Below are 24,676 nucleotides of genomic sequence, written 5' to 3'. Positions count from 1 at the left end.
CTGCCGGCAAAAAAATGTTGCCCTGGCTCCAACACGCGGTACTATCTCCTGATAATAAAAGCAGTGTTTCGCGTGCCCTTGCGGGCACATACCAACCACCACAGGAGAACCCGATGCAGAAAAAATCAACGTTGAAGACCGGTATCGCCGCCGCCCTCATGCTGGCCTTCGGCATGGGCGCCGTGCAGGCGCAGGAAGTCGTGCGCCTGGGTAACTTGAAATTCGCCCATTACGGCGCCGTCTCGTACATCAAGGAAATCGCGCCCAAGTGCGGCATCAAGGTCGAAGAGCATATCTTCGCCAAGGGCCTCGACGTGATGCAGGCCATCATCGCCGGCGAGCTGGACGTGGGCGCGACGGCATCCGAGGCGGCCATTTCCGGCCGCGCCGGCGGCGCGCCCATCTATGTCGTGGCCGGTTTTGCCAAGGGCGGCGCGCGCCTGGTGGCGGGCACGGGGCAAAAGATCGCCAGCGTCAAGGAACTCAAGGGCAAGCGCGTGGGCGTGACGCGCGGCGGCATCCAGGAAGTGCTGCTGCTGGCCGAGCTGGCGCAGGCGGGCCTGACGTATTCCGAAACCAAGGGCAAGGACGTGCAACTGGTGTTCCTCGCCTACGCCGACTTGAACCAGGCGCTGATGGGCAAGAATATCGACGCCATGATGCAGTCCGAGCCGCAATCGTCGCAGGCCATCAACAAGGGTTTCGGCACCGAAGTCATCAAACCGTACGATACGCCGATCGGCGAACCCGTGCGGACCATGGTCATGACGGAAAAGTTCTACAAGGAACGTCGTCCCGTGGCGGAAAAATTCATGCGTTGCTTCGTCGAAGCAACGAAAACCTTTATCGACAACAAGGCGACGGCGGAAAAATATGTGCGCGAAGTCGTGTTCCGCGGCCAGATCACGAAGGATGACTTCGACGACGCGATCAGCAATTCGCCATATTCGTACGACATCTCGCCCGAGCATATCCAGGTAACCACGGACGTGATGGTGAAAACGGGCGTGGGCCGCATGACGAAGCCGCCCGTGGCCAAGGACTGGGTCAAGACGGACTTGCTGGAGCAGGCGAAAAAGAGCCTGAACGTGAAGTAAACGGGGAGATAGGCAAGGTCCGATGGCCCGTTTAAGCGGGCCATCATTTTTTTGCGGCATACTAATATGTACAGGCGGTACGAAAGATTGCCGAAATCTTGAGGGTGCGCCACCCCGCCGCGCCCGAGGCGCGATATCATGGCAGGCTTGCGGTATCGGCTGGCGGCGAATTGCCTGCAGCCCATACTGCCGCTTGAATCGCGCTTGCCGGCTATGGTGTAAACTTAAACTATGCAGATCTATTTCTTTTTCATCGCCGCCCTGTTGTACGCGGCGTGCGCGGTGCTTCCCTCGTCCCGTGCCCGGCTCATTGCCGGCCTGACCGGCGTCGCCTGGCTGGCCCACGCCGCCACCCTGTGGTTCGACCTGATGGCGCCGGGGACCTTGCGCTTCGGCTTTTCCGCCATGCTGTCGGCCGCGCTGTGGGTGTCAGTGGGCGCTTACTGGATAGAGAACCGCAATTTCAGCCTGGACGGATTGCGCCGCATGGTCATGCCCAGCGCCGTCCTCGCCATCGGCCTGGCCTGGGCCTTTCCCGGCAGCCAGGTCAGCATGGAAGGCAAGTCGGCCGTCTTCGGCTGGCATATTGCCGTGGCCGTGCTCGCCTACAGCACCCTGACGATTGCCGCCTTCCACGCCGTGCTGATGGCGCTGCAGGAATCGCGCTTGCATACGCGCAGCGAGAGCCGCGGCTTCATCGGCAGCGCGCTGGACCAGCTGCCAGCCCTGCTGACGATGGAAAAGCTGCTGTTCCGCATGATTGGCCTGGGTTTTATTTTGCTCAGCCTGACCGTGCTGTCGGGCATCGTGTTTTCCGAACAACTGTTTGGCAAGGCCTTGAACTGGGATCACAAATCCGTGTTTACCATGCTGTCGTGGCTGCTGTTCGCCTCGCTGCTGGCAGGCCGGCGCTTCCGTGGCTGGCGCGGCAAGACGGCCCTGAGTTTCACCCTGGCCGGTTTCGCCACCTTGCTGCTGGCCTATGTCGGCAGCCGTTTTGTACTGGAAGTGGTTTTACACCGAGGATTCGCATGACACGTGTTTTATTCTGGCTGGCGCTGGTGTTCCTGGTGCTGTTTGCGATCCGCAGCAAGCTCCGTGGCATGCAGCAGCGCGCCCGCGCGCAGCAACAGCAGCAGCCGAATCCGTTTGCGCAGCCCGCGCGGCCGCAGGAATTGCCCGACGCCGAGCTGATGCTGTGCTGCGCCCACTGCGGCGTGTACTACCCCGCCTCCGAAAACGTGCAGGCCAAGGGCCACGATTACTGCAGCCACGCGCACGCCACCTTGTAAAGGCAGGCCCGCAGGTACGCTCGCGTTGCTCATCCGTATCGTAACGTCGTCCGGCCTCCGTCCGGCGTAGCATCTGCATGAGGCGGTTCGGCGCCGCCATTGCGGAAAGGCGCGCTTCCATGTCCCGTCCCAATCCTGGTCCGGATACCGTGACCGCCACCGGCATGCCGCCGGCGCCGCAACTGAGCGGCAACTCGCTGCCCATGCAGGCGCTGCGCGCGCAGATCGGCCGCATCGCCCGCTGTGGCGCGCCGGTGGCCATCCGCGGCGAATCGGGCACGGGCAAGGAACTGGCGGCGCGCGCCATCCATGCGCAGGGCGCGCGCGCCGGCTTCCCGTTTATCGCCGTCAACTGCGGCGCCATTCCCGAAGCGCTGATGGAGGCCGAATTCTTCGGCTGCCGGCCGGGCGCCTATACGGGCGCGCTGCACGAACGCCAGGGTTTGTTCCAGGCGGCCCACGGCGGCAGCCTGCTGCTCGACGAAGTGGACGATCTGCCGCTGGCCATGCAGGTAAAACTGTTGCGCGTGCTGCAGGAGCGCCGCGTGCGCAAGCTGGGCGGCAGTAGCGACGAAGCCGTCGACGTGCGCATCCTGTGCGCGAGCCAGCATGGCCTGGCGCGCGGCGTGGCCGCCGGCACGTTTCGCCAGGACCTGTTTTACCGCCTGAATGTGATCGAGCTGGCGCTGCCGCCGCTGCGCGAACGGCGCGGCGATCTGCAGGTATTATGTGAGGTGATCCTCGCGCGCCTGTCGCCGCATCGTGCCGTGAACCTGGCGCCGCCCGTGCTGGCGGCCTTGGGTGCGTATGCGTTTCCCGGCAATGTGCGCGAGCTGGAAAACGTGCTGGAGCGGGCGCTGGCCTTTGCCGACGGCGGCGTGATCGCGCTCGACGGGCTGGCCTTGCCATCCATGGCGGGCGGCACGCCGTTGCGGGCGGCGCCGGCGGTGCCGGCCTTGCCGGAACGGCAACTGAGCCTGCCCGGCATGGCGGCGCATGGCGTGGCCCCCGTCCTGCCGCTGGACGTGTATTTGCGCCAGGCCGAGCGCGACATGATCGTGCGGGCGCTGGTGCAGGCCCGCTACCACCGCGCACGGGCGGCGCGCCAGCTGGGCCTGAGCGTGCGCCAGTTGCGCTACCGCATGCAGAAATTGACGATACAGGAAGCCCTACTTGATGAGTATATGGAAGATAGATGAAGACGGCTGGTGCGACGGCGCGCTGCGCTACGATTCACCGTACCACGATGCGCGCCCGGACGGGGCACAAGTCGACTTGCTGGTGATCCATAACATCAGCTTGCCGGGCGGCCACTTTGGCGGACCGCATGTGTCGGACTTGTTTACGGGCCGGGTAGATTATAATGCCGATCCTTCTTTCGCCGACCTGCGTGGCTTGCAGGTGTCGGCGCACTTTTTTGTGCGGCGCGATGGTGCGCTGTTGCAATATGTTTCTACTGATCAACGTGCCTGGCATGCGGGCGTGTCCATGTTCGAAGGACGCCCGCAGTGCAATGGCTATTCCATCGGTATCGAAATGGAAGGCGCGGACGACCTGCCTTTCCAGCAGCGGCAATACCATGTGCTGGCGGCGCTGACGGCGGCGCTGGTGGCGCGCCACGGGCTGTCCCAGGTGCGCGGCCACGAACATATCGCGCCGGGGAGGAAGACGGATCCGGGGCCGTTTTTTGACTGGCATTTTTATCAAAAATGCTGGATGGAAACCCTGCGCGGGCAGCCTGCGTTAGCGCTTACTTCGCGGGGATTGGGCTTTCCATCCATGCCCTGAAAAGTCAACCGAAATCGTATATGAAAATACAAAAAATTACGCCGGCGGATGCCGGAAAACTATTGCATCCCCCTCCGATGGGCACTACAATTAGTGCAGAAGTTGGAAGTAAAGACTATATGTAGTGCCATCACAGACGTTTTCAGAATTATTGTCAAAGCTACCCGGATTGCTGATACAGCACTGGAACTGGCGGTTTATCACCCTTGATCGTGTTTTGCGCCAGCCGGGCAGTGCGGTGTGGCGAGATGGATTACTGAGCTGTTTTATGCACTATTAATTTACTATTTAGCAACAAATATCTGAAGAAGCCCTGACCATCGGGCGTTCTATTCAACAACACACGCGGCAGCAAAACTGCAGGCTGACTTTAGCTGACAACGGGAGCTTCAATGCAATCACCACAAGATATTTCCATCCATCCAACGCCAGTATCGCCAGCGCCAGGCGCGGCCAACAGCGTGGCGAGCACGGGCGCGGCATTGGGCGACTATCGCATCATCCGCCGCAACGGCGCGGTGGTGGCATTTGAGCCTTCGAAGATCGCCATCGCCATGACCAAGGCGTTTTTGGCCGTTAACGGCGGCCAGGGCGCAGCCTCGGCACGCATCCGCGAACTGGTGGAACAACTGACCGACGGCGTCGTCGCCGCGCTGGTGCGCCGCCATCCGGGCGGCGGCACCTTCCATATCGAAGACGTGCAAGACCAGGTGGAACTGTCGCTGATGCGTTCGGGCGAGCACGACGTGGCGCGTGCCTACGTGCTGTACCGCGCCAAGCACATGGAAGAGCGCCGCCTGCAGAAGGAAGCGCAAGGCGCGTCCGCGCAAGTGACCGCGCCACAATTGAACGTGCTGGATAACGGCGTGCGCCGCCTGCTGGACATGCAGGAAGTGCGCGACCTGATCAACGCCGCCTGCGCCGGCCTGGAAAAGCACGTCGATGCCGACGCCATCCTGGCTGAAACGGTGAAAAACCTGTACGACGGCGTGCCCGTCGAAGAGCTGCACAAGTCGGCCATCCTGGCGGCGCGCGCGCTGATGGAAAAAGACCCGGCCTACAGCCAGGTCACGGCCCGCATCCTGCTGCACACGGTGCGCAAGGAAGTGTTCGGCAAGGAAGTGCCGCAAGCGGCCGCTGCTAACGAATACCTGACGTATTTCCCGCAATACATTGCCAAGGGTATCGCCGCTGAGCTGCTGAACCCGGTACTTGCCAGTTTCGACCTGGAGCGCCTGGCCAAAGCCATTGTCGCCGACCGCGACTTGCAGTTCGGCTACATCGGCCTGCAAACCCTGTACGACCGCTACTTCCTGCACATCCAGGACGTGCGCATCGAAATGCCGCAAGCGTTCTACATGCGCGTGGCCATGGGCCTGGCGCTGAACGAAGCGGACCGCGAAGCGCGCGCCATCGAGTTCTACAGCCTGCTGTCCTCGTTCGACTTCATGAGCTCGACCCCGACCCTGTTCAATTCGGGCACCCTGCGCTCGCAGCTGTCGTCGTGCTACCTGAGCACCGTCTCCGATGACCTGGAAGGCATCTACGACGCCATCAAGGACAATGCGCTGCTGGCCAAGTTCGCCGGCGGCCTGGGCAACGACTGGACGCCAGTGCGCGCCCTGGGCGCCCACATCAAGGGCACGAACGGCAAGTCGCAAGGCGTGGTGCCGTTCCTGAAAGTGGTCAACGACACGGCCGTGGCAGTCAACCAGGGCGGCAAGCGCAAGGGCGCCGTCTGCGCCTACCTGGAAACCTGGCACATGGATATCGAGGAATTCCTCGATCTGCGCAAGAACACGGGCGACGACCGCCGCCGCACGCACGACATGAACACGGCGAACTGGATTCCCGACATGTTCATGAAGCGCGTCATGGAAAAAGGCGACTGGACCCTGTTCTCGCCGTCGGACACGCCGGACCTGCACGACAAGGTCGGCAAGGCCTTTGAACAGGCTTACCTGGGCTACGAAGCCAAGGCCGCCGCCGGCGAAATCCGCGTCTTCAAGAAGATCGCCGCGCTGGACCTGTGGCGCAAGATGCTGTCGATGCTGTTTGAAACGGGCCACCCATGGATCACGTTCAAGGATCCTTGCAACATCCGCAGCCCGCAGTCGCACGTCGGCGTCGTCCACAGCTCGAACCTGTGCACGGAAATCACGCTGAACACGGGCCCTGACGAAATCGCCGTCTGCAACCTCGGTTCCGTGAACTTGCCGGCGCACATGAAGGAAGGCAAGATCGACCACGTCAAGCTGGCCAAGACCATCCGTACCGCCATGCGCATGCTCGACAACGTCATCGACATCAATTACTACGCCGTCGACAAGGCGCGCAACTCGAACATGCGCCACCGTCCGGTCGGCATGGGCGTGATGGGTTTCCAGGACTGCCTGCACATGATGCGCGTGCCGTTCGCCTCGGACGCCGCCGTGTCGTTCGCCGACACCTCGATGGAAGCCGTCTGCTACTACGCCTACCTGGCGTCGACGGAACTGGCCGAAGAGCGCGGCCGCTATGAATCGTACGCCGGTTCCCTGTGGGACCGCGGCATCCTGCCGCAGGACTCGGTCAAACTGCTGGCCGAAGAGCGCGGCGGCTACCTGGAAGTCGATTCCTCGTCGGCCATGGACTGGACCCCGGTGCGCGAACGCATCGCCAAGTTCGGCATGCGCAACTCGAACTGCGTGGCGATAGCCCCGACGGCGACGATTTCGAACATCATCGGCGTATCGGCCTGTATCGAACCGACGTTCCAGAACCTGTACGTGAAATCGAACCTGTCGGGCGAATTCACCGAGATCAATGGCTACCTGGTGCGCGACCTGAAGGCGCGCGACCTGTGGGATGAAGTCATGATCTCCGACCTGAAGTACTTCGACGGCTCGCTGGTGAAGATCGACCGCATCCCGCAAGACCTGCGCGACATCTACGCCACCGCCTTCGAAGTGTCGCCAAGCTGGCTGGTGGAAGCGGCTTCGCGTCGCCAGAAGTGGATCGACCAGGCCCAGTCGCTGAACATCTACATGGCTGGCGCATCGGGCAAGAAACTGGACGAGACCTACAAGCTGGCATGGCTGCGTGGCCTGAAAACCACCTACTACCTGCGTACCATCGCCGCCACCCACATGGAGAAATCGACCTCCCGTACAGGCGCCCTGAACGCCGTGGCAGTCGATGGCGGCATGTCGGCCAGCGCGCAAAGCGCCCAGGCAGCGGTCGTGGCGGCAGCAGCGGTGGCCGTGGCGCCGGTAGTGGCGGCGGCAGCGGACGACGCCGATGGCGAAGCTTGCTACCTGCGCCCAGGTGATGACGGTTTCGAAGAATGCGAAGCCTGCCAGTAAGATTTTAGTTGTCAGCCCGGAGCTTCCGGGCTGATTCAATGTTGTCAATGTCCGCATTGTCCGATACAACGGGCCTGTTGCGGACCGCCGGCTCGCCGGCATGGAAAGGAAGAAGAATATGTCGTTGTCATGGGATGATGAAACCACGTCGGCAGCTGTGCCGCGTCCGGCGCAGCAAGCGCCACTGGGTAATACCGAATTGAACCTGCCGGCAGGTGCCGAGCCGTCCGAAGCGAACGCCGAGCAAGTGGCGCGCCGCGTGAATGCGGACGACAAGCGCATCATCAACGGCAAGACGGACGTCAACCAGCTGGTGCCGTTCAAGTACAAATGGGCGTGGGACAAATACCTGGCCGGCTGCGCCAACCACTGGATGCCGCAGGAAGTGAACATGCAGCGCGACATCGAGCTGTGGAAAAACCCGAACGGCCTGACGGACGACGAGCGCCGCCTGGTCAAGCGCAACCTGGGCTTCTTCGTGACGGCCGACTCGCTGGCCGCCAACAACATCGTGCTGGGCACCTACCGCCACATCACGGCGCCCGAGTGCCGCCAGTACCTGCTGCGCCAGGCGTTCGAGGAAGCGATCCATACGCACGCCTACCAGTACATCGTCGAATCGCTGGGCCTGGACGAAGGCGAGATCTTCAACGCCTACAACGAAGTCAAGTCGATCCGCGACAAGGATGAATTCCTGATCCCGTTCATCAACACCCTGACCGATCCGGCGTTCGTCACCGGCACGGTGGAAAACGACCAGAAGCTGCTCAAATCCCTGATCGTCTTTGCCTGCCTGATGGAAGGCCTGTTCTTCTACGTCGGCTTCACGCAGATCCTGGCGCTGGGCCGCCAGAACAAGATGATGGGCGCGGCCGAGCAGTACCAGTACATCCTGCGCGACGAATCGATGCACTGCAACTTCGGCATCGACTTGATCAACACGATCAAGATGGAAAATCCGCAGTTGTGGACGGCCGCCTTCCGCGAAGAGATCAAGGATCTGTTCATGAAAGCCGTGGAACTGGAATACGCGTACGCCGAAGACACCATGCCGCGCGGCGTGCTGGGTCTGAACGCGCCGATGTTCAAGGGCTACCTGCGCTTCATCGCCAACCGCCGCGCGCAGCAGATCGGCATCGAGCCGCTGTTCGCCCAGGAAGAAAATCCATTCCCATGGATGAGCGAAATGATCGACATGAAGAAGGAACGCAACTTCTTCGAGACGCGCGTGACCGAGTATCAAACGGGTGGTGCGTTGAACTGGGAATAAGCCAGTACTGAAGTAAAAATACAAGGCGGGGTGCCTTATCCCGTTTTGCCGAAGCGCCGTCATCTGACGGCGCTTTTCTTTTGTGGCGGGACATTTACTTGATCAACACGATCAAGATGGAAAACCCGCCGCCGTGGATGACGACCTGCCGCGAAGAGATCAAGGACCTGTTCATGAAAGCCGTGGAACTGGAATACGCGTACGCGGAAGACACCATGCCGCGCGGCGTGCTGGGTCTGAACGCGCCGATGTTCAAGGGCTATTTGCGCTTCATCGCCAACCGCCGCGCGCAGCAGATCGGCATTGAGCCGCTGTTCGCCCAGGAAGAAAATCCATTCCCGTGGATGAGCGAAATGATCGACATGAAGAAGGAACGCAACTTCTTCGAGACGCGCGTGACCGAGTACCAAACGGGTGGTGCGCTGAACTGGGAGTAATCCTTTTTCAGTCAACGCCAGGAAGCGCCGTCATCGTGACGGCGCTTTTTTTTCGCGTGCATCGCGGCGGAAAAATGCGTGCTTCATCGGGCCATGCGACGACGCTTGCGCCAGGATTTTCGGATGCCGCGAATGGCCGCATCACGAAGCCAAAAAATCATTTCCGCAGACGCTGGCGGCGGCATTTGCCGCGCGATTGTGCGATAGCACGCGTATCGTGCAAAAAAGCGGGCGAAAACGTGTCGTGCCGGTTGCGCATTGACAAGGTTTTCGTGTACTTTATGAGATTGCAAATGCGAGCGTTAGAATGCGGGGTTTTTTAACCAGCGCGGTAGCGAAAAAACCTCGCAAAACAGGGATACAGATTTACACGGATATGCACAAAACCACACCGTTTTCGTCTGCCGCCGTGCCCGAATTTTTTCAGGCATGGCGGTTTTTTATTTGACGTATCGGTGTTGTGGCGAGCGCGATGCGAGGAGCGAAAAAACGCACGGCATCGAAAACGAATGACCGAATTCAGACTTTGCCACCAGCTGCGAGATAAAGCAGGGTGGCACCGACGATGGCTGAAGTGCTGCAAACGTGAGGAGTTGCAGCAGTTCAGCTGGTGCCGAATTCATTAGCGCAAACGACCGTTTGTGCCGATGAATAATTCGCCTGGCCTATCCCTGTGGTGGGTCGGACGGGTTTAAATCTTGTAGCTTAAATTTCTCATCTCAGATGAAGGAGAGACAAATGGCAACAGCCGCTAAGAAATCAGAAGTAAAGAAACCAGCCGCCAAGGCTGCTCCTGCCGCGAAGAAGCCGGCAGCCGCAGCGAAGACGGTTGCCGCTAAACCAGCTGCCAAAGCCGCAGCGAAACCAGCAGCAAAACCAGCCGCCAAAGCCGCAGCCAAGCCTGCAGCAAAAGTGGCTGCCAAGCCAGTAGCAAAAGCCGCAGCGAAACCAGCGGCCAAGGCAGCGGCAAAACCTGCAGCGAAACCTGCAGCGAAACCTGCAGCCAAGCCAGCAGCGAAAGCCGCAGCGAAACCGGCCGCCAAGGCAGCAGCCAAGCCTGTCGCGAAAAAAGCCGCAGCCAAACCGGCCGCCAAGCCAGCAGCAAAAGCCGCAGCCAAACCAGCGGCAAAAGCAGCAGCCAAGCCAGCAGTGAAAAAAGCGGCAGCGAAACCTGCAGCCAAGGCAGCAGCGAAGCCAGCAGCCAAAGCGGCAGCCAAGCCAGCAGCGAAAAAAGTCGTCGCCAAAGCAGCAGCGAAGCCGGCAGCAAAAGCAGCAGCGAAGCCGGCAGCAAAAGCAGCAGCCAAGCCAGCCGCCAAAGCAGCAGCGAAGCCAGCAGCAAAAGCCGCAGCCAAGCCAGCAGTGAAAAAAGCGGCAGCGAAACCTGCAGCCAAGGCAGCAGCGAAGCCGGCAGCCAAAGCGGCAGCCAAGCCAGCAGCGAAAAAAGTCGTCGCCAAGGCAGCAGCCAAGCCAGCCGCAAAAGCAGCAGCCAAGCCAGCAGCAAAAGCTGCAGCGAAGCCAGCAGCCAAAGCAGCAGCCAAGCCAGCGGCCAAGGTAGCAGCGAAGCCGGCAGCAAAAGCAGCAGCGAAGCCAGCGGCAAAGGCAGCAGCCAAGCCAGCAGCCAAGCCAGCAGCAAAAGCGGCAGCCAAGCCAGCAGCGAAACCTGCTGCCAAGGTCGCAGCGAAACCGGCAGCCAAGCCAGCAGCAAAAGCTGCAGCGAAGCCAGCCGCCAAGCCAGCCGCCAAGCCAGCCGCCAAACCGGCAGCCAAGCCGGCAGCAAAAGCAGCAGCGAAACCTGCCGCCAAGCCAGCAGCCGCAGCGCCAGTCGCGGCAGCCGCACCAGCCGCAGCGCCGGCAGCAGCTCCAGCGGCACCAGCCGCCGTGGCCGCCAAGCCAGCCGCCAAGAAGGCCGCGCCTAAAAAGGCCGCACCGAAGAAGGCAGCTCCTGTCGCCAAGCCATCGGCGCCTATCGCACCTGTAGCAAAAACCGTGTTGGCACCGGCTGCAGCCTGGCCATTCCCAACCAGCACCCGCCCATCGTAATTTCTACGATACGGGTGCCTGGATGAGGCAACACGCCGCTGTGTGACTCAATCACACAGCGGTTTTTTTTTGGAGAATTAGTCGTGCTGATCGTTATCCTTACATTGATCGTTGATACCATCGCTACCTTGCTGGGCGGCGTGTTGCTGCTGCGCTTCTGGATGCAGGCGGTGCGCGTGCGGCCGCCCTCGTCGGTGGCGCAATTCACGTTTCAATTGTCCGACTGGCTGGTGCGCCCCCTGCGCCGCGTGGTGCCGGGCGTGGGCGGGTATGACTGGGCCAGCCTGATCGGCGCCTTCCTGATCGTGCTGCTGGCCAGCTCGGTCCTGTTTATTTCCGGCTATCCCGTCGAAGTGGTGCTGCTCAAGTCGCTGCAACGCTTCCTGCAATGGATACTCTACGGTTTCATGGCCTTGCTGATCATCGAAGCCATCTTCAGCTGGGTTAACCCGCATGCGCCGCTGGCGCCGTTCGTACGGGCCCTGAACGAACCGCTGCTGCGTCCGATCCGCAAGGTCGTGCCGCTCGTCGGCAGTCTGGATTTGTCGCTGCTGGTCGCGCTGATCCTGCTGCAGATCGCGCAAGTGCTGGTGGGGATGATTATTGTGGTGAGGTAAAACGAGAGGGGATCTGGTTGGCAGTTTAGAACCCCAAATGCAGATACCGGGGTCGGACCCTCAGGGTCCGACCCCAGCCTTAATCGGGCTTTGCTGGATTAATAGCGGTAACCGAAGGCCGCTTCGAACTGATCGGCGATGCTTTCCGGCGTAAATACGTGGTTTTGCGCGCCCTGGGTGGCGATCTTGATGGCGCCCAGCAGGCTGGCCAGGCGGCCGCTGGTTTCCCAGCCCAGGTCGTTGGTGATGCCGAACAGCAAGCCGGCACGGTAGGCGTCGCCGCAGCCGGTCGGGTCCAGCACTTCCTTGGCGGTCACGACAGGAATGTCGATGCGCTTGCCGTCCGTATAGATTTCCGAACCCTTTTCGCCGCGCGTGACGATCAGCGCTTCCAGGCGGCTGGCGATGTCCGGCAGGGTCAAGCCCGTGCGTTCCATCAACATTTCCATTTCATAATCGTTGGCCGACACATACGTGGCTTTGTTGATGAAGTCGATCAACTGTTCGCCATTGAAACGTGGCAACTGTTGGCCCGGGTCGAACATGAAGGGGATGCCCAGCTCGGCCAGGTCGGCAGCGTGCTTGAGCATGCCCTGGTCGCCGTCTGGCGAAATGATGGCGACCTTGGCCGGGCCCGCATTGGCAATCGGGTTTTCATGCGCAAACGACATGGCGCCCGGGTGGAAAGCGTTGATCTGGTTATTGTCGGCATCGGCCGTGACGAAGCACTGCGCGTTGTAGCTGTCGGCCTTGATCAGGATGTTGGCGGTGGAAATGCCCAGCTTTTGCAGGCGCTCCAGGTAGGCGGCGCTATCCTGGCCCATGACGCCGACGATGCGCGGGTCGCCGCCCAGCATTTTCAGGCTGTAGGCGATGTTGCCCGAGCAGCCGCCGAACTCCGTGCGCATGGTGGGCACGAGGAAGGACACGTTTACCTTGTGCAATTGGTCGGCCAGCAGGGATTCGCCGAAGCGGCCGGGGAATTGCATGATGGTGTCGGTGGCAAGCGAGCCGCAGATCAGCGATGTTTTGGTCATGATAGTGTCGGTTAAGGGTAAAAGATGGCGATATGGTAGCCAGACGCCGTAAGCTGGTCTAATGCAAAATACACTTTGATGGTTTGTTCCGAGCGCGGCGCAAAGCCCTTGCTCACGTCGATATTGGCTGGCAGATAGTCGCGCGGCGCGATCACGCGGCGCAAGACGGGCTTGTCGTTGGCGTCGTTGAGTGTCAGTTCGATGCTGGGCCAGGCTTGCACGCTGCGGCTCTGGTTGCGCAGCAGCGAGACGTAGGAAAAGGTTTGTTCCTTGATGGTTTGCAACTCGCCCTGCTCGATGGCCAGCGCCTCGATCTGCGCGGGCAAGTCGACCTGGCAAGCACTGAGCTTGCACAGCGCCACCAGGGTCGGCTTCCACTGCGGAAACTGCGCCGCCAGCGGATTGCGGAAGGTGGTCATTACTTGCAGGAATAGCAGCAAAAGCAGCACTGCCGAGCCGGCGGCCATGGCCACGCGCAAGGCCTTGCCGCTCTGTTCGCGACGCCGTCCCTGGGTGACGAAGGCCGGCTCGTCATCGGCTGGGGGCAGCACTGGCTCTTCCCTGGCGTCGGCGGGCAGCGCTGCGAACGAGTGGTCGGCCAGCGTGGGTTCCCGGCGCGCGGGGGCAGGCTTGTCCAGGCTGACTTTTTCGGTTGGGATGATCGGGGTTGCCACCGCTTCCAGGTTCGGTTCGCGGCGGCTGTCGCGCAAATATGTGGCGAAGGCGGGCGCGTCATCGACCTGGCGGCGCTTGAAGGGCGCCATCGGCTGGGGCAACGGTGCTTCGGGCGGCTCTGCCGGTGTTTCTTCAGGTTCCGGTACATCGAGCGGCTCGGCAACGGGCGTGGCGGCCGGCGCCTCGTCGGGCAGGCCCACGTTGAGGTCCAGCTCGATGTGCTCGCCATCGTTGGCGTCGTCCTTCAGCTGCGCCGTTTCCGGCAAGATGCCGAACGGGTCGAATGAGGTGTCGAAGTCGAGGGAATAGATGGGTTCGTCGTCCGTGACGGACGGCAGGCTGTTGTCGGAAGGGTAACTGTCCGGCAGCGGGACGGCAGTGCCGGGGGCCGATGTTAAAAACGGCGATGCCGCGGCTGGATCGACCAACGCGGCATTGCCGTCAAACACTTCCCTGCACGTGCCGCAGCGCACGATGCCCCCACGTAACTTCAATTGGTCAGCAGCGACCCGAAATATCGTGTTGCAATGGGGGCATTTGGTGGCGAGGGCCATTGCTGTGCTTATGCACCTTCCGCGCGGGGCGCAGGCGCTTGCGTTGCACCCAGGCGGCCATGCAGGGCCACCCAGCCGTCTTGCTCGGCCCATACACCCAGCTCGATGAACGGTGCGTAGGCAGCGGCCACTTCTTCCGCCTGGCGTGCCAGCACGCCGGACAGGATCAGGGCGCCGCCATCGGCGACACGGCCGGACAGCATCGGCGCCATCAGCTTCAATGGGCTCGACAGGATGTTGGCGACGACGATGTCAAACTTGGCCGCGGCGTGTGCCGAGGTGGCAAACGTGTCTGGCAAGAAGTATTCGATGTCGCACTGGTTGCGTTCTGCATTGTCGCGCGCCGATTCGATCGCTTGCGGGTCGATATCGACGCCGGCCACCGTTTGCGCGCCCAGTTTCTTGGCCACCATGGCCAGGATGCCGGAACCGCAACCGTAGTCGAGCACGGTCTTGCCTGGGGCCGGATTGGCTTCCAGCCATTCCATGCACAGACGCGTGGTCGGGTGGCTGCCCGTGCCGAAGGCCAGGCCCGGGTCCAGTTCCAGGATCAGGCCGTCAGGATCCGGTGCCTCGTGCCAGCTGGGCACGACCCAGATATTCTTGCCGATGTGAATAGGCGCGAATTGCGACTGCGTCAGGCGCACCCAGTCCTGCTCTTCCACGGGGCGCACGGTGAACGCTGGCGCTTCCGCCATGCCGACCGCTTGCGCGGCAGCGGCCACGATGGCGGCCTGGTCGGCGTCGACGTCCGTCAGCGCCACGACGCGGCTGCGTTCCCACGCCGCTTCCTTCGGTTCCATGCCGGGTTCGCCAAACAGCGGTTGCTCGGCTTCCGTGCCTTCATCGGCGTCTTCCACCGACACCGACAGGGCGCCCGCTTCCATCAGCGCGTCGGACATGGCCTCGGCGTTGTCACGGGCGATTTCGATGACGATTTCCGTCCAGCTCATGCGCCCGCCTTGATTTCGGATTTCTTGGCGATGCTGGGGCTGCCGCTATTCAGATTCTTGCCCAGGTCCGGCATGTCGGCCAGCTTCTGTTCCAGATAGTGAATATTGGTGCCGCCTTCGATGAAGCGCGCGTCGATCATCAGTTCGCGGTGCAGGGCGATGTTCGTGTTGATGCCTTCGACCACCATTTCGGACAGGGCGATCTGCATGCGGCGGATCGCTTGCTCGCGCGTGGCGCCGTAAGCGATCACTTTGCCGATCATCGAGTCGTAATGCGGCGGCACGTAGTAGCCGGCGTAGGCGTGCGAATCGACGCGGATGCCGGGGCCGCCCGGTGCATGCCACGAGACGATCTTGCCTGGTGACGGCGTGAACTTGAATGGATCTTCCGCATTGATGCGGCACTCGACGGCGTGGCCCGACAGCAGCACGTCGCGCTGGCGGTAGCGCAGTTTTTCGCCGGCGGCGATGCGGATCTGTTCTTGCACGATGTCGATGCCGGTGATCATCTCGGTGACGGGATGCTCCACTTGCACGCGGGTATTCATTTCAATGAAATAAAACTCGCCGTTTTCGTACAGGAATTCAAACGTGCCGGCGCCGCGGTAGCCGATCTTGCGGCAAGCTTCGGCGCAACGGTCGCCGATTTTCTCGATCAGCTTGCGCGGGATGCCCGGCGCGGGTGCTTCTTCGATCACTTTCTGGTGGCGGCGCTGCATGGAGCAGTCGCGCTCGCCCAGCCAGACGGCGTTCTTGTGTTCGTCGGCGAGGATCTGGATTTCCACGTGGCGCGGATTTTCCAGGTACTTCTCCATATACACTTCAGGGTTGCCGAAAGCCGTGCCGGCCTCCGTCTTGGTCATCGCCACGGCGTTGATCAGGGCCGCTTCCGTGTGCACGACGCGCATGCCGCGTCCGCCACCGCCGCCGGCAGCCTTGATGATGACCGGGTAGCCGATCTTGCGGGCAATTTGCACGATCGCTTTCGGATCGTCCGGCAACGCGCCTTCCGAGCCCGGGACGCAGGGTACGCCGGCCTTGATCATGGTTTGCTTGGCCGATACTTTATCGCCCATCAAACGGATCGATTCCGAGCGGGGGCCGATGAAGACGAAGCCCGATTTCTCGACGCGTTCGGCAAAGTCGGCGTTTTCCGACAGGAAACCGTAGCCTGGGTGAATCGCTTGTGCATCCGTCACTTCAGCGGCGCTGATAATGGCGGGCATGTTCAGATAGCTCAGGGCGGACTGTGCCGGCCCGATACAAACGGATTCGTCGGCCAGCTTGACGTATTTCGCGTCCTTGTCGGCTTCGGAGTGGACTACAACCGTTTTGATGCCCATTTCGCGGCAGGCGCGCTGAATACGGAGGGCAATTTCACCACGGTTGGCAATCAGGATTTTTTCAAACATGGTAGGTTCGCGTATGTCTGTGAGAGCCGGCGAGCCGGCGAAACAACAAGTGTGAGGGGCTAAAACTGCAAACGGCCGTTGCCGGCCGTGTGGACTGGGTTTTAGCCGATCACAAACAAGGGTTGACCGAATTCGACCGGCTGGCCGTTTTCGACCAGGATCTGGGTCACGACGCCGGCTTTGTCGGAGTCGATTTCATTGAGCAGCTTCATCGCTTCGATGATGCACAGGGTATCACCTTCCTTGACGGTCGAGCCCACTTCAACATAGGCGGCGCTGCCAGGAGCGGAGGAGCGGTAGAAGGTACCGACCATCGGCGACTTGACCACATAGCCCGTTGGCTCGGCGGCGACCACGACGGCGGCTGCCGCAGCAGGAGCGGCGGCTGGCGCGGCTGGCTGGTATTGGGCTTGCATGCCTTGCGGCTGCATCATGACCATCTGGTTTTGCGGCATGGCCGACGATTTGACGATGCGAACCTTGCTTTCGCCTTCGGTAACTTCCAGCTCTGCGATATCCGATTCGGCGACCAGGTCGATCAAGGTCTTGAGTTTTCGTAGATCCATGTAAAACCCCTAGGAATGTAGTTTGTTTTTTGAGTGATGCGGTGATGTCCAAGAACCTATCGCCGCGCTAAATGCGTGCAGATCGCGTAGATTAACGTTTTTTAAGCGCAAAGTCGATGGCAAACCGATATCCATCGATACCTAGCCCGCAGATCGTCCCCTGCGCGATCGCGCTGAGAAATGAGTGATGTCGAAACGTTTCGCGCTGATAAATATTCGAGATATGGACTTCCACGAACGGGATGGCGACCCCGGCCAGCGCATCGCGCAAGGCAACGCTGGTATGGGTCAGGCCGCCCGGATTGATGACGATGGCATCGATCCCTTCCGCTCGCGCGGCATGGATGCGGTCGATCAGCGCGCCTTCGTGGTTGCTTTGAAAGCAGACCAGGTCGGCGCCGGCCGCCATGGCTTGCGCCATTGCTGCCTGCTCGATATCGGCCAAGGTGCTGGCGCCGTAGACCTCAGGCTCGCGCGTTCCCAGCAAATTCAGGTTGGGACCGTTGAGCAGAAGGAGGTTTTTTGCCATGTATGGAAGACCGTTTTAGCGAAAGTTCCGCATTTTGCCGCCAAAGATACGCATTGGCAAGAGAAAAAAGCACGCTCCGAATTTACAATTTATCCAGATCGGCGCGCAACTGATCAAATTTCAAGCGGCCCAGATAGGTCTTTTTGACTTCGCCATCGGCGCCGATCAGCACCGTAAAGGGCAAACCGCCCGTGGCATTGCCAAAATGGCGCGACAGGTCGGTGCCGCTCATGCCCGAGACATACACGGGATAGGCGATCTTGAACTTGCTGGCAAAAGTGGCAATATTGCTGGCCGAATCGATGCCGATGCCGATCACCTGCAGGTTTTTACCCGCATAGTGGCCTTGTACTTCGGATAACTCCGGCATTTCTTCCACGCACGGAGGGCACCATGGCGCCCAGAAATTGACCAGCACATTCTTGCCTTTCCATTGCGACAAGGCTTGCGTGGCGCCCGCCGCGTCCGGCAGCGACAGCGCATACAACTCGTTGACGGGACCCGTCGCGCCCGGCGCGATGGTGGTCGTCAGCGGCCCCGCTGCTTTGGCTTTTTCCTTGCTCAAACCGACGTAGGCGCCCATGCCGCCAAACATCAGCGCCACGATGGCACAGGCGATCCAATTCTTTTTTGTCATATCTTTATCTATATCAATGTTAGTCGGCAGCCGGCGCGCCATCGGCGAGGCTGGCTGCCAGCAGGCTGCGCAGCCCGGCAATATCGGTGCGCAGCACCTTGCCATCCGCCTTGGTTTTCAGCGCGCCGCGCATATCGTCAAGTTCATACATGGCCGCGTGCACGCCTTCGTTTTTCCACAAGAAACTGGCTGTCTCGACCGCATCATAACGCGCTCCCTTGAAATGCGGGCTTTCCGACATGTCGAGCACGACATTTTTATTCAGCAGGAAGATGTGGATATCCTTGGCGCTCTCGGCAAACAGCTGCAGATAGATCTCGTCGTGGGGGCCGGCCGTGCCATTGAGCACGGGGCCGCTGAGCAGGGGATGAAATTGTTGCAACGCTTCCATCACCTGCAGCGCGATCGTGCGCAGCTGGAACAGCCGCGCCGGCTGGCTGTCGGCCAGGAACAGGGCATTGTATTGCCGCACCTGCTCCTCGATCATGTCGTTGTCAGGCAGGATATTGGGCCGGTTCGGCGCGTCGCCGAGGACTTGCCGCGCCGCCTTGCGCTTGGCGCTGCCATAGTCGGCGCCATCCTGCGCCACGAGGCGCGCGGCAGCGGCGGCGATTTCCAGGCGCAGCTGCGCGCTATCGTCAAATGCATCGTTCGTCATGAGCGAGATGATACTCCGAAGCGGAAAAAGTCATGGCGTCAGGTAAAATCCTGCACTTGCTGTTTTTTATCTCACCGTCTTACTTACTAAGCGTGCGCCTTTCGCACTGATCACATGCATATTCATATTCTCGGCATTTGCGGTACCTTCATGGGCGGCCTGGCTGTCCTGGCCAAGGAAGCCGGCCATAAAGTTACCGGTTGCGATGCCAACGTGTATCCGCCGATGAGCACCCAGCTGGAATCGCAGGGAATCGAACTGATCCAGGGTTTCGACCCGGAACAGGCCAAGCTGAACCCGGATTTGTATGTGATTGGCAATGTGGTCTCGCGCGGCAACCCGCTGGTGGAAGAAATCCTCAACCGTAGCCTGCCGTACGTGTCCGGCCCCCAGTGGATCGGCGAACACATCTTGCGCAACAAGTGGGTGCTGGCCGTGGCCGGCACGCATGGCAAGACGACCACCTCGGCCATGCTGGCCTGGATACTTGAAGACGCGGGCTACGCGCCGGGCTTCCTGATCGGCGGCGTGCCGATGAACTTTGGCATTTCCGCCCGCCTCAGCGGCATGATCGACGGCAAGAGCGCCGAGTCGGACTTCTTCGTCATCGAAGCGGACGAATACGACACGGCCTTCTTCGACAAGCGCAGCAAGTTCGTGCATTACCACGCGAAGACGGCCATCATGAACAACCTGGAATATGATCACGCCGACATCTTCCCCGATCTGCACGCGATCGAGACGCAATTCCACCACCTGGTGCGCACCGTGCCCGGCATCGGCCGCCTCGTGTTCAACGGCGACGAAGCGTCGCTGCAGCGCGTGCTGGCGCGCGGTTGCTGGAGTGAAAAGGAAAGTTTTGGTCAAGATGCCAACTGGCAACTGCAAGAGCAGGCCGATGGCAGCTTCGACGTGTTCTTCAATGACAAGCAGGAAGGCCACGTGGCGTGGGCGCTTACTGGCAAGCACAACCGCAGCAATGCGCTGGCGGCCATCGCCGCCGCGCGCCACGTGGGCGTACCGATTGCCCAGGCCTGTGCCTCGCTGGCCACGTTCGAAAGCGTCAAGCGCCGCATGGAAGTGCGCGGCGTCGTCAACGCCATCACCGTGTACGACGATTTCGCGCACCACCCGACGGCCATTGCCACCACCGTGGGCGGCCTGCGCCAGAAGGTCGGCAGCGGCACCCGCATCCTGGCCGTGCTGGAACCGCGTTCGAACACCATGAAGCTGGGCGCCATGAAAGATGCGCTGCCAGGCAGCCTCAAGGATGCCGACCTGGTCTTCGGTTTCGGCAGTCAGCAAGCGCTGGGCTGGAGCCTGGGCGACGCGCTGGCGCCGCTGGGCAAGATTGCCAGCGCCTACGAAGACATCGATACCCTGGTGGCGGCCGTGGCGGCCAGCGCCCGTCCCGGCGACCAGATCGTGGTCATGAGCAATGGCGGCTTTGGCGGCGTGCACCAGAAATTGCTGGAGGCCCTGGGCCGATGATTCTGTACCTGCATGGATTTCGCTCGTCGCCCCTGTCGATGAAGTCGCGCCTGCTGGCCGCGCAGATGCAGGCGCTGGGCCGCGAGGCACAGTGGCTGTGCCCGCAATTGCCGGCTTCGCCCAAGCTTGCCATCGAGTTGGCCCTGTCGCTGGTCAAGGACGTGGCGCCGGCAGAGCTGACGATAGTCGGCTCCTCGCTGGGCGGCTATTACGCCACCTGGCTGGCCGAGCAGCTCGGTTGCCGCGCCGTATTGCTCAATCCTGCCATCGTGCCCCTGATCGACCTGGAACAGCATGTGGGCGTGACGACGGAATTCCATTCGGACAAGCCCTTCGAGTTCAAGCGCGAATACATAGCCGAGCTGCGCACGTTTGCCGTAGAGAAAATTACTGAGCCGCAACGCTATTTCCTGATTGCCGCCACCGGCGATGAAGTGCTCGACTACCGCGACATGGTGGCGCATTATCAGGGGGCGCGGCAGTTGGTCATCGACGGCAGCGACCATGGCATCAGCGAATTTGCCGATTATGTGGCGCCCGTGCTGGCCTTTTGCGGCATCGATGCGGACGCTGCCCAGTGAGGCCGGGTTCGCTGCGGCAGGCGCAATGGCATGCGCACGTGAACGCCGTCAATGCGCCACCCGCCTTGCGCCACTGGCTCACGGGCGGCGGTTCGCTGACGGCCAAGCTGAAAGCGCATAGCCAGGCATTTCGCGTGCAATGTTTGCATCAGGAAACGGCACGTTGTCTGAGCGACGAGGCCGCCATCATCGGTCTGCACCGCGCGGGCCGCGTGTGGGAACGCGAAGTGCTGCTGCGTTGCGATGACAAACCGGCCGTGTTTGGCCATACCGTCGTGCCCATGCAGGCGACGGCCACGGACTGGCCCTTGTTTTCCGCGCTGGGCGAGCGTTCGCTGGGCACGACCCTGTTTGGCGACCGCATGGTGCGCCGCGGCGAACTGGAATTTGCCCGCTTGCGCGCCGGCCACCCGCTGGTGCAGCGGGCGCAGGCGGCGCTGGCGCGGGAAGGGCGGCGCGCCGACGGGCAGGCGCTGTTTTTTGCCCGCCGCTGCCTGTATCAGCGTCACCAGGGATTGCTGCTGGTAACCGAAGTATTTTTGCCGGCGGTGCTGGAGTTGACGTCCGTCACTCGCACCGTTGCAACCGACACATTAATGAACAAAGCATAATAATGAATCTATTTTTTGAAGAATCCGGCGATTTCAAGGTCGGCACGGTCCTGTCGCAAGCGGGTGAAGCGTACCAGGTCGAAATGGCCAGCGGCAAGCGCACCAAGGTCAAGGTCAAGGATGTGTTGCTGCAATATGAAAAGCCGGCCCCGGCCGAGCTGCTCGAGCAAGCCAAGGCCGTTGCCGCCGACATCGATCTCGATTTCCTGTGGGAAGTGGCAGGCGAAGACGAGTTTGGCTTTGCCGAGCTGGGCGCCGAGTACTTCGGCCACGCACCGTTGCCGCCGGAAGCGGCCGGCCTGATCCTGGCCCTGCATTCGGCGCCCGTGTATTTCTACAAGAAGGGCCGTGGCCGCTACAAGGCGGCGCCGGAAGCATCGCTGAAGGCGGCATTGGCCGGCATCGAAAAGAAAAAGCAGCAGGCGCTGGTGCAGGCCGCTTACGTGGAAGAGCTGAAGCAGAACCGCCTGCCGGCCTCGATGCAGCCCATGGTGCTGCAACTGCTGTTCAAGCCCGACAAGAACACCATCGAATACAAGGCACTGGAAGCGGCGTGCACGGAACTGCACACGACGCCGCCACGCCTGATGCTGGCCGTCGGTGGCATTGCGTCGCCGAAAGACTTGCACCTGTCGAAGTTCCTGTTTGAGAATTTCCCGAAAGGCGCCGGTTTCCCGAGCGTGCCCGTGCCGTCCGTGACGGCCAAGCTGCCGCTGGCCGACGTGGCCGCCTTCTCGATCGACGACGTGACCACGACCGAGATCGACGATGCCTTCTCCGTGCAGCCCTTGCCCGATGGCACCGTGAAAGTGGGTATCCACATCGCCGCGCCGGGCCTGGGCATCCGTCCGGAAGACGTGATCGACAAGATGGCGCGCCAACGCATGTCGACCGTCTACATGCCGGGCGACAAGATCACCATGCTGCCCGATGAAATCGTCAACGCGTTTACGCTGGCGGAAGGCACGACGTGCCCGGCCCTGTCGCTGTACGCGACCCTGGACCCGAAAGCCGACTGGGCCGTCGTCAGCACGCAGACGCGCGCCGAGCTGGTGCCGATTGCCAGCAACTTGCGCCATAACCAGCTCGACGACCTGGTCAACGAGGAAACCCTGGTCAGCGGCGAAGGCGAGTATCCGCACAAGGCCGATTTTGCCGTGCTGTGGCAATGGGCGCAACAGCTGGAACAGGGGCGCATGAAGAAGCGCGAAGCGTTTGGCCTGAAGCCGGAACAGAATAACCGCGTCGATTTCAACTTCTATGTGGAAAACGACATCGTCACCGTGGCGCGCCGCAAGCGTGGCGCGCCGCTCGACAAGATCGTCGCCGAACTGATGATTTTTGCCAACAGCACCTGGGGCAAGATGCTGCACGACCATGGCGTGCCCGGCATTTACCGCAGCCAGGGTGGCGGCAGCGGCAATAGCTGGGCGGCAAAAATGCAGGTGCGCATGGTCACCCATGCGGCGCCGCACCAGGGCCTGGGCGTCGATCAATATGCGTGGAGCACTTCGCCCTTGCGCCGCTATACGGATCTGGTGAACCAGTGGCAAATCATCGCCTGCGCCGAGCATGGCGTGACGGCGCCGCTGGTGGCCCCGTTCAAGCCGCGCGACGCGAACTTGTTCGCCATCGTTTCGGCGTTTGATGCCGCGTACGCCGCGTATGGCGACTTCCAGTCGAACATGGAACGCTACTGGTGCTTGCGCTGGCTGCACCAGGAAAACGCGCGCCAGGTCGACGCCGTCGTGCTGAAAGACGAAATCCTGCGCCTGGTCGACATTCCGCTGGTCATCAAGCTGCCGGGCATGCCGTCGGTGGCGCGCGGCGCCCAGGTGAAACTGGACTTGCTGCGCTGGGATGAGGTCGACCTCAGCATCGAAGCGCGCCTGCTGGAAATCGCCGCCGTGCCCGATGCGGCGGCCGACGCCGAGCTCGACTACGAAGAAGAGGCGGGCGACGATGTGGCGGACGAGGGCGACGTGGCGGCCGAACCATCGCCGGAAGCGGCGAACCAGGTCAGCGACGCCGATGCGGAAGTGGCGGAACTGGCCAGCGAAGACGTAGTCAGCGAACCCGAGGTCAAGTAAGGCCATCGTCACGCCACAAGGCGGTGCTGAAAACTGTTGCCGGCGCCGCCCTTTGACGTAGAATTCAGCCATCTTGTATCTTGTGCTTGTAAGGAACTGGGTTGCGCGTGAAGTCTTTCCGAGAGAATCGTTTCCTGATGATCGCCGTGGCGGTCTCGCTGCTGGCGCACGGCGCCTTGCTGGCGATGCATTTTGTCGCCCCGGCGCCGCAGCGGGCCGTGGCCACCGATCCCGGCCTGGAAGTGATCCTGGTCAACGCCAAGCATGCGAACAAGCCGCTGAAGGCCGATGCCCTGGCGCAAGCCAATCTCGACGGTGGCGGACAAGCCGACAAGGGCCGCGCCAAGTCGCCCTTGCCCGACATGCGCAAGGTGGAAGAGGGCGACAGCGTCAAGGCCAGCGCCCGGCGCATCGCCGAACTGGAACAAAAACAGCAGGAACTGCTGACGCAGGCGGCCAAGCCCACGCCCTACAGCGCCGCGCCCGTCACGGAAAAGGACAAGCCCAATCCCTTGGCCACCGGTTCGGACTTGATGGAAAGCAGCAAGGCCATCGCCCGCATGGCGGCCGAGATCAGCCAGACCGTGGAAGACCAGAACAAGCGCCCCCGCAAGACCTTCATTACGCCCAGCACGCAAGAGGTCGGCTATGCCATGTATTACAAGACCCTGCAAAAGCGCATCGAGGAAATCGGCACCCTGAATTTCCCGCAAAAGAATGGCCGCAAGATGTATGGCGAACTCGTCGTCTATATCCCCATCTTCCAGGACGGCACGATTTACCAGAAAGAGGGCGGCGTCCGCGTGGAGAAAAGCTCGGGCAATCCGGCGCTGGACGCGGCGGCCCTGGCCATCGTGCGCCGCTCGGCGCCATTCGGCCGTTTTCCACCGAATATGTTGTCGAGCGACAAGGATGACCTGTGGGTCGTCATCACCCGCTTCAAATTTACGCGCGAAGAAAAAATGGAAGCTAACCTGACTGGCGGTAGTAATTGAAC

Annotated in this window: 22 protein-coding genes and 1 pseudogene; 14 read left to right on the top strand and 9 right to left on the bottom strand. The window is 61.5% G+C overall.

Features of this window, described 5'->3' with window-relative positions:
* The first annotated feature begins 158 nt into the window (after nt 1-158).
* The 8 genes and pseudogenes from BLU39_RS07335 to BLU39_RS07300 all read left to right on the top strand — a co-directional run.
* On the top strand, nt 159-1,097 hold the full coding sequence (locus tag BLU39_RS07335; protein ID WP_254788939.1) for an ABC transporter substrate-binding protein: 939 nt from the start codon (nt 159-161) through the stop codon (nt 1,095-1,097).
* 231 nt (nt 1,098-1,328) lie between these two features.
* A complete protein-coding gene (ccsA, locus tag BLU39_RS07330; protein ID WP_092711509.1) occupies nt 1,329-2,132 on the top strand; it encodes a cytochrome C assembly family protein in 804 nt (267 codons plus the stop codon).
* Nucleotides 2,129-2,389 (top strand): PP0621 family protein, encoded by a 261-nt coding sequence (locus tag BLU39_RS07325; protein ID WP_092711507.1) that lies wholly within the window; start codon nt 2,129-2,131, stop codon nt 2,387-2,389. Before ccsA ends, BLU39_RS07325 begins: the two co-directional genes overlap by 4 nt.
* Nucleotides 2,390-2,508: 119 nt before the next feature.
* Nucleotides 2,509-3,588 carry a sigma 54-interacting transcriptional regulator gene (locus BLU39_RS07320; RefSeq protein ID WP_368087023.1) on the top strand — a complete coding sequence of 360 codons (1,080 nt, stop codon included), beginning with the start codon at nt 2,509-2,511 and terminating at the stop codon, nt 3,586-3,588.
* Nucleotides 3,566-4,177, top strand: coding sequence for a 1,6-anhydro-N-acetylmuramyl-L-alanine amidase AmpD (ampD, locus tag BLU39_RS07315; protein WP_092711503.1), 612 nt, complete (start codon nt 3,566-3,568; stop codon nt 4,175-4,177). Before BLU39_RS07320 ends, ampD begins: the two co-directional genes overlap by 23 nt.
* A gap of 392 nt (nt 4,178-4,569) precedes the next feature.
* Nucleotides 4,570-7,521, top strand: coding sequence for a ribonucleoside-diphosphate reductase subunit alpha (locus BLU39_RS07310; RefSeq protein WP_092711501.1), 2,952 nt, complete (start codon nt 4,570-4,572; stop codon nt 7,519-7,521).
* Nucleotides 7,522-7,639: 118 nt separating this feature from the next.
* Complete coding sequence (locus BLU39_RS07305; protein ID WP_034780261.1) at nt 7,640-8,791, top strand: ribonucleotide-diphosphate reductase subunit beta; 1,152 nt, start codon at nt 7,640-7,642, stop codon at nt 8,789-8,791.
* A gap of 92 nt (nt 8,792-8,883) precedes the next feature.
* Nucleotides 8,884-9,228: pseudogene (locus BLU39_RS07300) on the top strand (ribonucleotide-diphosphate reductase subunit beta); the annotation flags it as partial.
* A gap of 835 nt (nt 9,229-10,063) precedes the next feature.
* Here the strand turns inward: BLU39_RS07300 and BLU39_RS28535 are convergent.
* Nucleotides 10,064-11,098, bottom strand: coding sequence for a hypothetical protein (locus BLU39_RS28535; protein WP_157808826.1), 1,035 nt, complete (start codon nt 11,096-11,098; stop codon nt 10,064-10,066).
* Between the two features lie 253 nt (nt 11,099-11,351).
* Between BLU39_RS28535 and BLU39_RS07290 the strand changes: the two genes are divergently transcribed.
* Entirely contained in the window at nt 11,352-11,885 is a 534-nt protein-coding gene (locus tag BLU39_RS07290) for a YggT family protein (RefSeq protein ID WP_034780256.1), read from the top strand.
* A gap of 98 nt (nt 11,886-11,983) precedes the next feature.
* Here BLU39_RS07290 and BLU39_RS07285 read toward each other — a convergent pair whose 3' ends face one another.
* The 8 genes from BLU39_RS07285 to BLU39_RS07250 form a co-directional block, all read right to left on the bottom strand.
* Nucleotides 11,984-12,922: a carbohydrate kinase family protein gene (locus BLU39_RS07285; protein WP_034746615.1), complete on the bottom strand. Its 939-nt coding sequence runs from the start codon at nt 12,920-12,922 to the stop codon at nt 11,984-11,986.
* An 11-nt stretch (nt 12,923-12,933) separates the two neighbouring features.
* Nucleotides 12,934-14,151, bottom strand: a complete 1,218-nt coding sequence (locus BLU39_RS07280; RefSeq protein ID WP_175539234.1) for a DUF3426 domain-containing protein — start codon at nt 14,149-14,151, stop codon at nt 12,934-12,936.
* 8 nt (nt 14,152-14,159) lie between these two features.
* A complete protein-coding gene (gene prmA / locus BLU39_RS07275) occupies nt 14,160-15,104 on the bottom strand; it encodes a 50S ribosomal protein L11 methyltransferase (RefSeq protein WP_092711496.1) in 945 nt (314 codons plus the stop codon).
* Nucleotides 15,101-16,516 carry an acetyl-CoA carboxylase biotin carboxylase subunit gene (accC, locus tag BLU39_RS07270; RefSeq protein WP_092711494.1) on the bottom strand — a complete coding sequence of 472 codons (1,416 nt, stop codon included), beginning with the start codon at nt 16,514-16,516 and terminating at the stop codon, nt 15,101-15,103. The genes prmA and accC overlap by 4 nt, the downstream gene beginning before the upstream one ends.
* Nucleotides 16,517-16,617: 101 nt before the next feature.
* On the bottom strand, nt 16,618-17,082 hold the full coding sequence (accB, locus tag BLU39_RS07265; RefSeq protein ID WP_046684231.1) for an acetyl-CoA carboxylase biotin carboxyl carrier protein: 465 nt from the start codon (nt 17,080-17,082) through the stop codon (nt 16,618-16,620).
* Nucleotides 17,083-17,173: 91 nt separating this feature from the next.
* Nucleotides 17,174-17,611: a type II 3-dehydroquinate dehydratase gene (gene aroQ, locus BLU39_RS07260; RefSeq protein WP_034746628.1), complete on the bottom strand. Its 438-nt coding sequence runs from the start codon at nt 17,609-17,611 to the stop codon at nt 17,174-17,176.
* 82 nt (nt 17,612-17,693) lie between these two features.
* Complete coding sequence (locus BLU39_RS07255) at nt 17,694-18,248, bottom strand: TlpA family protein disulfide reductase (RefSeq protein WP_092711492.1); 555 nt, start codon at nt 18,246-18,248, stop codon at nt 17,694-17,696.
* A gap of 19 nt (nt 18,249-18,267) precedes the next feature.
* Nucleotides 18,268-18,906, bottom strand: a complete 639-nt coding sequence (locus tag BLU39_RS07250) for a hypothetical protein (protein ID WP_092711490.1) — start codon at nt 18,904-18,906, stop codon at nt 18,268-18,270.
* A gap of 114 nt (nt 18,907-19,020) precedes the next feature.
* Between BLU39_RS07250 and mpl the strand changes: the two genes are divergently transcribed.
* From mpl to BLU39_RS07225, 5 genes are all read left to right on the top strand, one after another.
* Entirely contained in the window at nt 19,021-20,397 is a 1,377-nt protein-coding gene (mpl, locus tag BLU39_RS07245; protein ID WP_092711488.1) for a UDP-N-acetylmuramate:L-alanyl-gamma-D-glutamyl-meso-diaminopimelate ligase, read from the top strand.
* A complete protein-coding gene (locus tag BLU39_RS07240; protein WP_092711486.1) occupies nt 20,394-20,978 on the top strand; it encodes a YqiA/YcfP family alpha/beta fold hydrolase in 585 nt (194 codons plus the stop codon). Before mpl ends, BLU39_RS07240 begins: the two co-directional genes overlap by 4 nt.
* On the top strand, nt 20,975-21,589 hold the full coding sequence (locus BLU39_RS07235) for a chorismate--pyruvate lyase family protein (RefSeq protein ID WP_092711484.1): 615 nt from the start codon (nt 20,975-20,977) through the stop codon (nt 21,587-21,589). Before BLU39_RS07240 ends, BLU39_RS07235 begins: the two co-directional genes overlap by 4 nt.
* Before the next feature lie 2 nt (nt 21,590-21,591).
* Entirely contained in the window at nt 21,592-23,679 is a 2,088-nt protein-coding gene (locus BLU39_RS07230) for an RNB domain-containing ribonuclease (protein ID WP_092711482.1), read from the top strand.
* Nucleotides 23,680-23,816: 137 nt separating this feature from the next.
* Nucleotides 23,817-24,674 (top strand): TonB family protein, encoded by an 858-nt coding sequence (locus BLU39_RS07225; protein ID WP_092711480.1) that lies wholly within the window; start codon nt 23,817-23,819, stop codon nt 24,672-24,674.
* Nucleotides 24,675-24,676 lie beyond the last annotated feature (2 nt).

The sequence above is a fragment of the Janthinobacterium sp. OK676 genome (genome assembly GCF_900103595.1).
Taxonomy (GTDB): Bacteria; Pseudomonadota; Gammaproteobacteria; order Burkholderiales; family Burkholderiaceae_D; genus Janthinobacterium.
Note: the sequence above shows the minus strand (reverse complement) of the source record. Positions and strands in the feature narration are given on the sequence as shown.

Excerpts from the sequence above, each read along its gene's own strand:
- BLU39_RS07335 (WP_254788939.1), top strand. The coding sequence starts at position 159 with ATGCTGGCCTTCGGCATGGGCGCCGTGCAGGCGCAGGAAGTCGTGCGC.
- ccsA (WP_092711509.1), top strand. The coding sequence starts at position 1,329 with ATGCAGATCTATTTCTTTTTCATCGCCGCCCTGTTGTACGCGGCGTGC.
- BLU39_RS07325 (WP_092711507.1), top strand. The coding sequence starts at position 2,129 with ATGACACGTGTTTTATTCTGGCTGGCGCTGGTGTTCCTGGTGCTGTTT.
- BLU39_RS07320 (WP_368087023.1), top strand. The coding sequence starts at position 2,509 with ATGTCCCGTCCCAATCCTGGTCCGGATACCGTGACCGCCACCGGCATG.
- ampD (WP_092711503.1), top strand. The coding sequence starts at position 3,566 with ATGAGTATATGGAAGATAGATGAAGACGGCTGGTGCGACGGCGCGCTG.
- BLU39_RS07310 (WP_092711501.1), top strand. The coding sequence starts at position 4,570 with ATGCAATCACCACAAGATATTTCCATCCATCCAACGCCAGTATCGCCA.
- BLU39_RS07305 (WP_034780261.1), top strand. The coding sequence starts at position 7,640 with ATGTCGTTGTCATGGGATGATGAAACCACGTCGGCAGCTGTGCCGCGT.
- BLU39_RS07285 (WP_034746615.1), bottom strand. The coding sequence starts at position 12,922 with ATGACCAAAACATCGCTGATCTGCGGCTCGCTTGCCACCGACACCATC.
- BLU39_RS07280 (WP_175539234.1), bottom strand. The coding sequence starts at position 14,151 with ATGGCCCTCGCCACCAAATGCCCCCATTGCAACACGATATTTCGGGTC.
- prmA (WP_092711496.1), bottom strand. The coding sequence starts at position 15,104 with ATGAGCTGGACGGAAATCGTCATCGAAATCGCCCGTGACAACGCCGAG.
- accC (WP_092711494.1), bottom strand. The coding sequence starts at position 16,516 with ATGTTTGAAAAAATCCTGATTGCCAACCGTGGTGAAATTGCCCTCCGT.
- accB (WP_046684231.1), bottom strand. The coding sequence starts at position 17,082 with ATGGATCTACGAAAACTCAAGACCTTGATCGACCTGGTCGCCGAATCG.
- aroQ (WP_034746628.1), bottom strand. The coding sequence starts at position 17,611 with ATGGCAAAAAACCTCCTTCTGCTCAACGGTCCCAACCTGAATTTGCTG.
- BLU39_RS07255 (WP_092711492.1), bottom strand. The coding sequence starts at position 18,248 with ATGACAAAAAAGAATTGGATCGCCTGTGCCATCGTGGCGCTGATGTTT.
- BLU39_RS07250 (WP_092711490.1), bottom strand. The coding sequence starts at position 18,906 with ATGACGAACGATGCATTTGACGATAGCGCGCAGCTGCGCCTGGAAATC.
- mpl (WP_092711488.1), top strand. The coding sequence starts at position 19,021 with ATGCATATTCATATTCTCGGCATTTGCGGTACCTTCATGGGCGGCCTG.
- BLU39_RS07240 (WP_092711486.1), top strand. The coding sequence starts at position 20,394 with ATGATTCTGTACCTGCATGGATTTCGCTCGTCGCCCCTGTCGATGAAG.
- BLU39_RS07230 (WP_092711482.1), top strand. The coding sequence starts at position 21,592 with ATGAATCTATTTTTTGAAGAATCCGGCGATTTCAAGGTCGGCACGGTC.
- BLU39_RS07225 (WP_092711480.1), top strand. The coding sequence starts at position 23,817 with ATGATCGCCGTGGCGGTCTCGCTGCTGGCGCACGGCGCCTTGCTGGCG.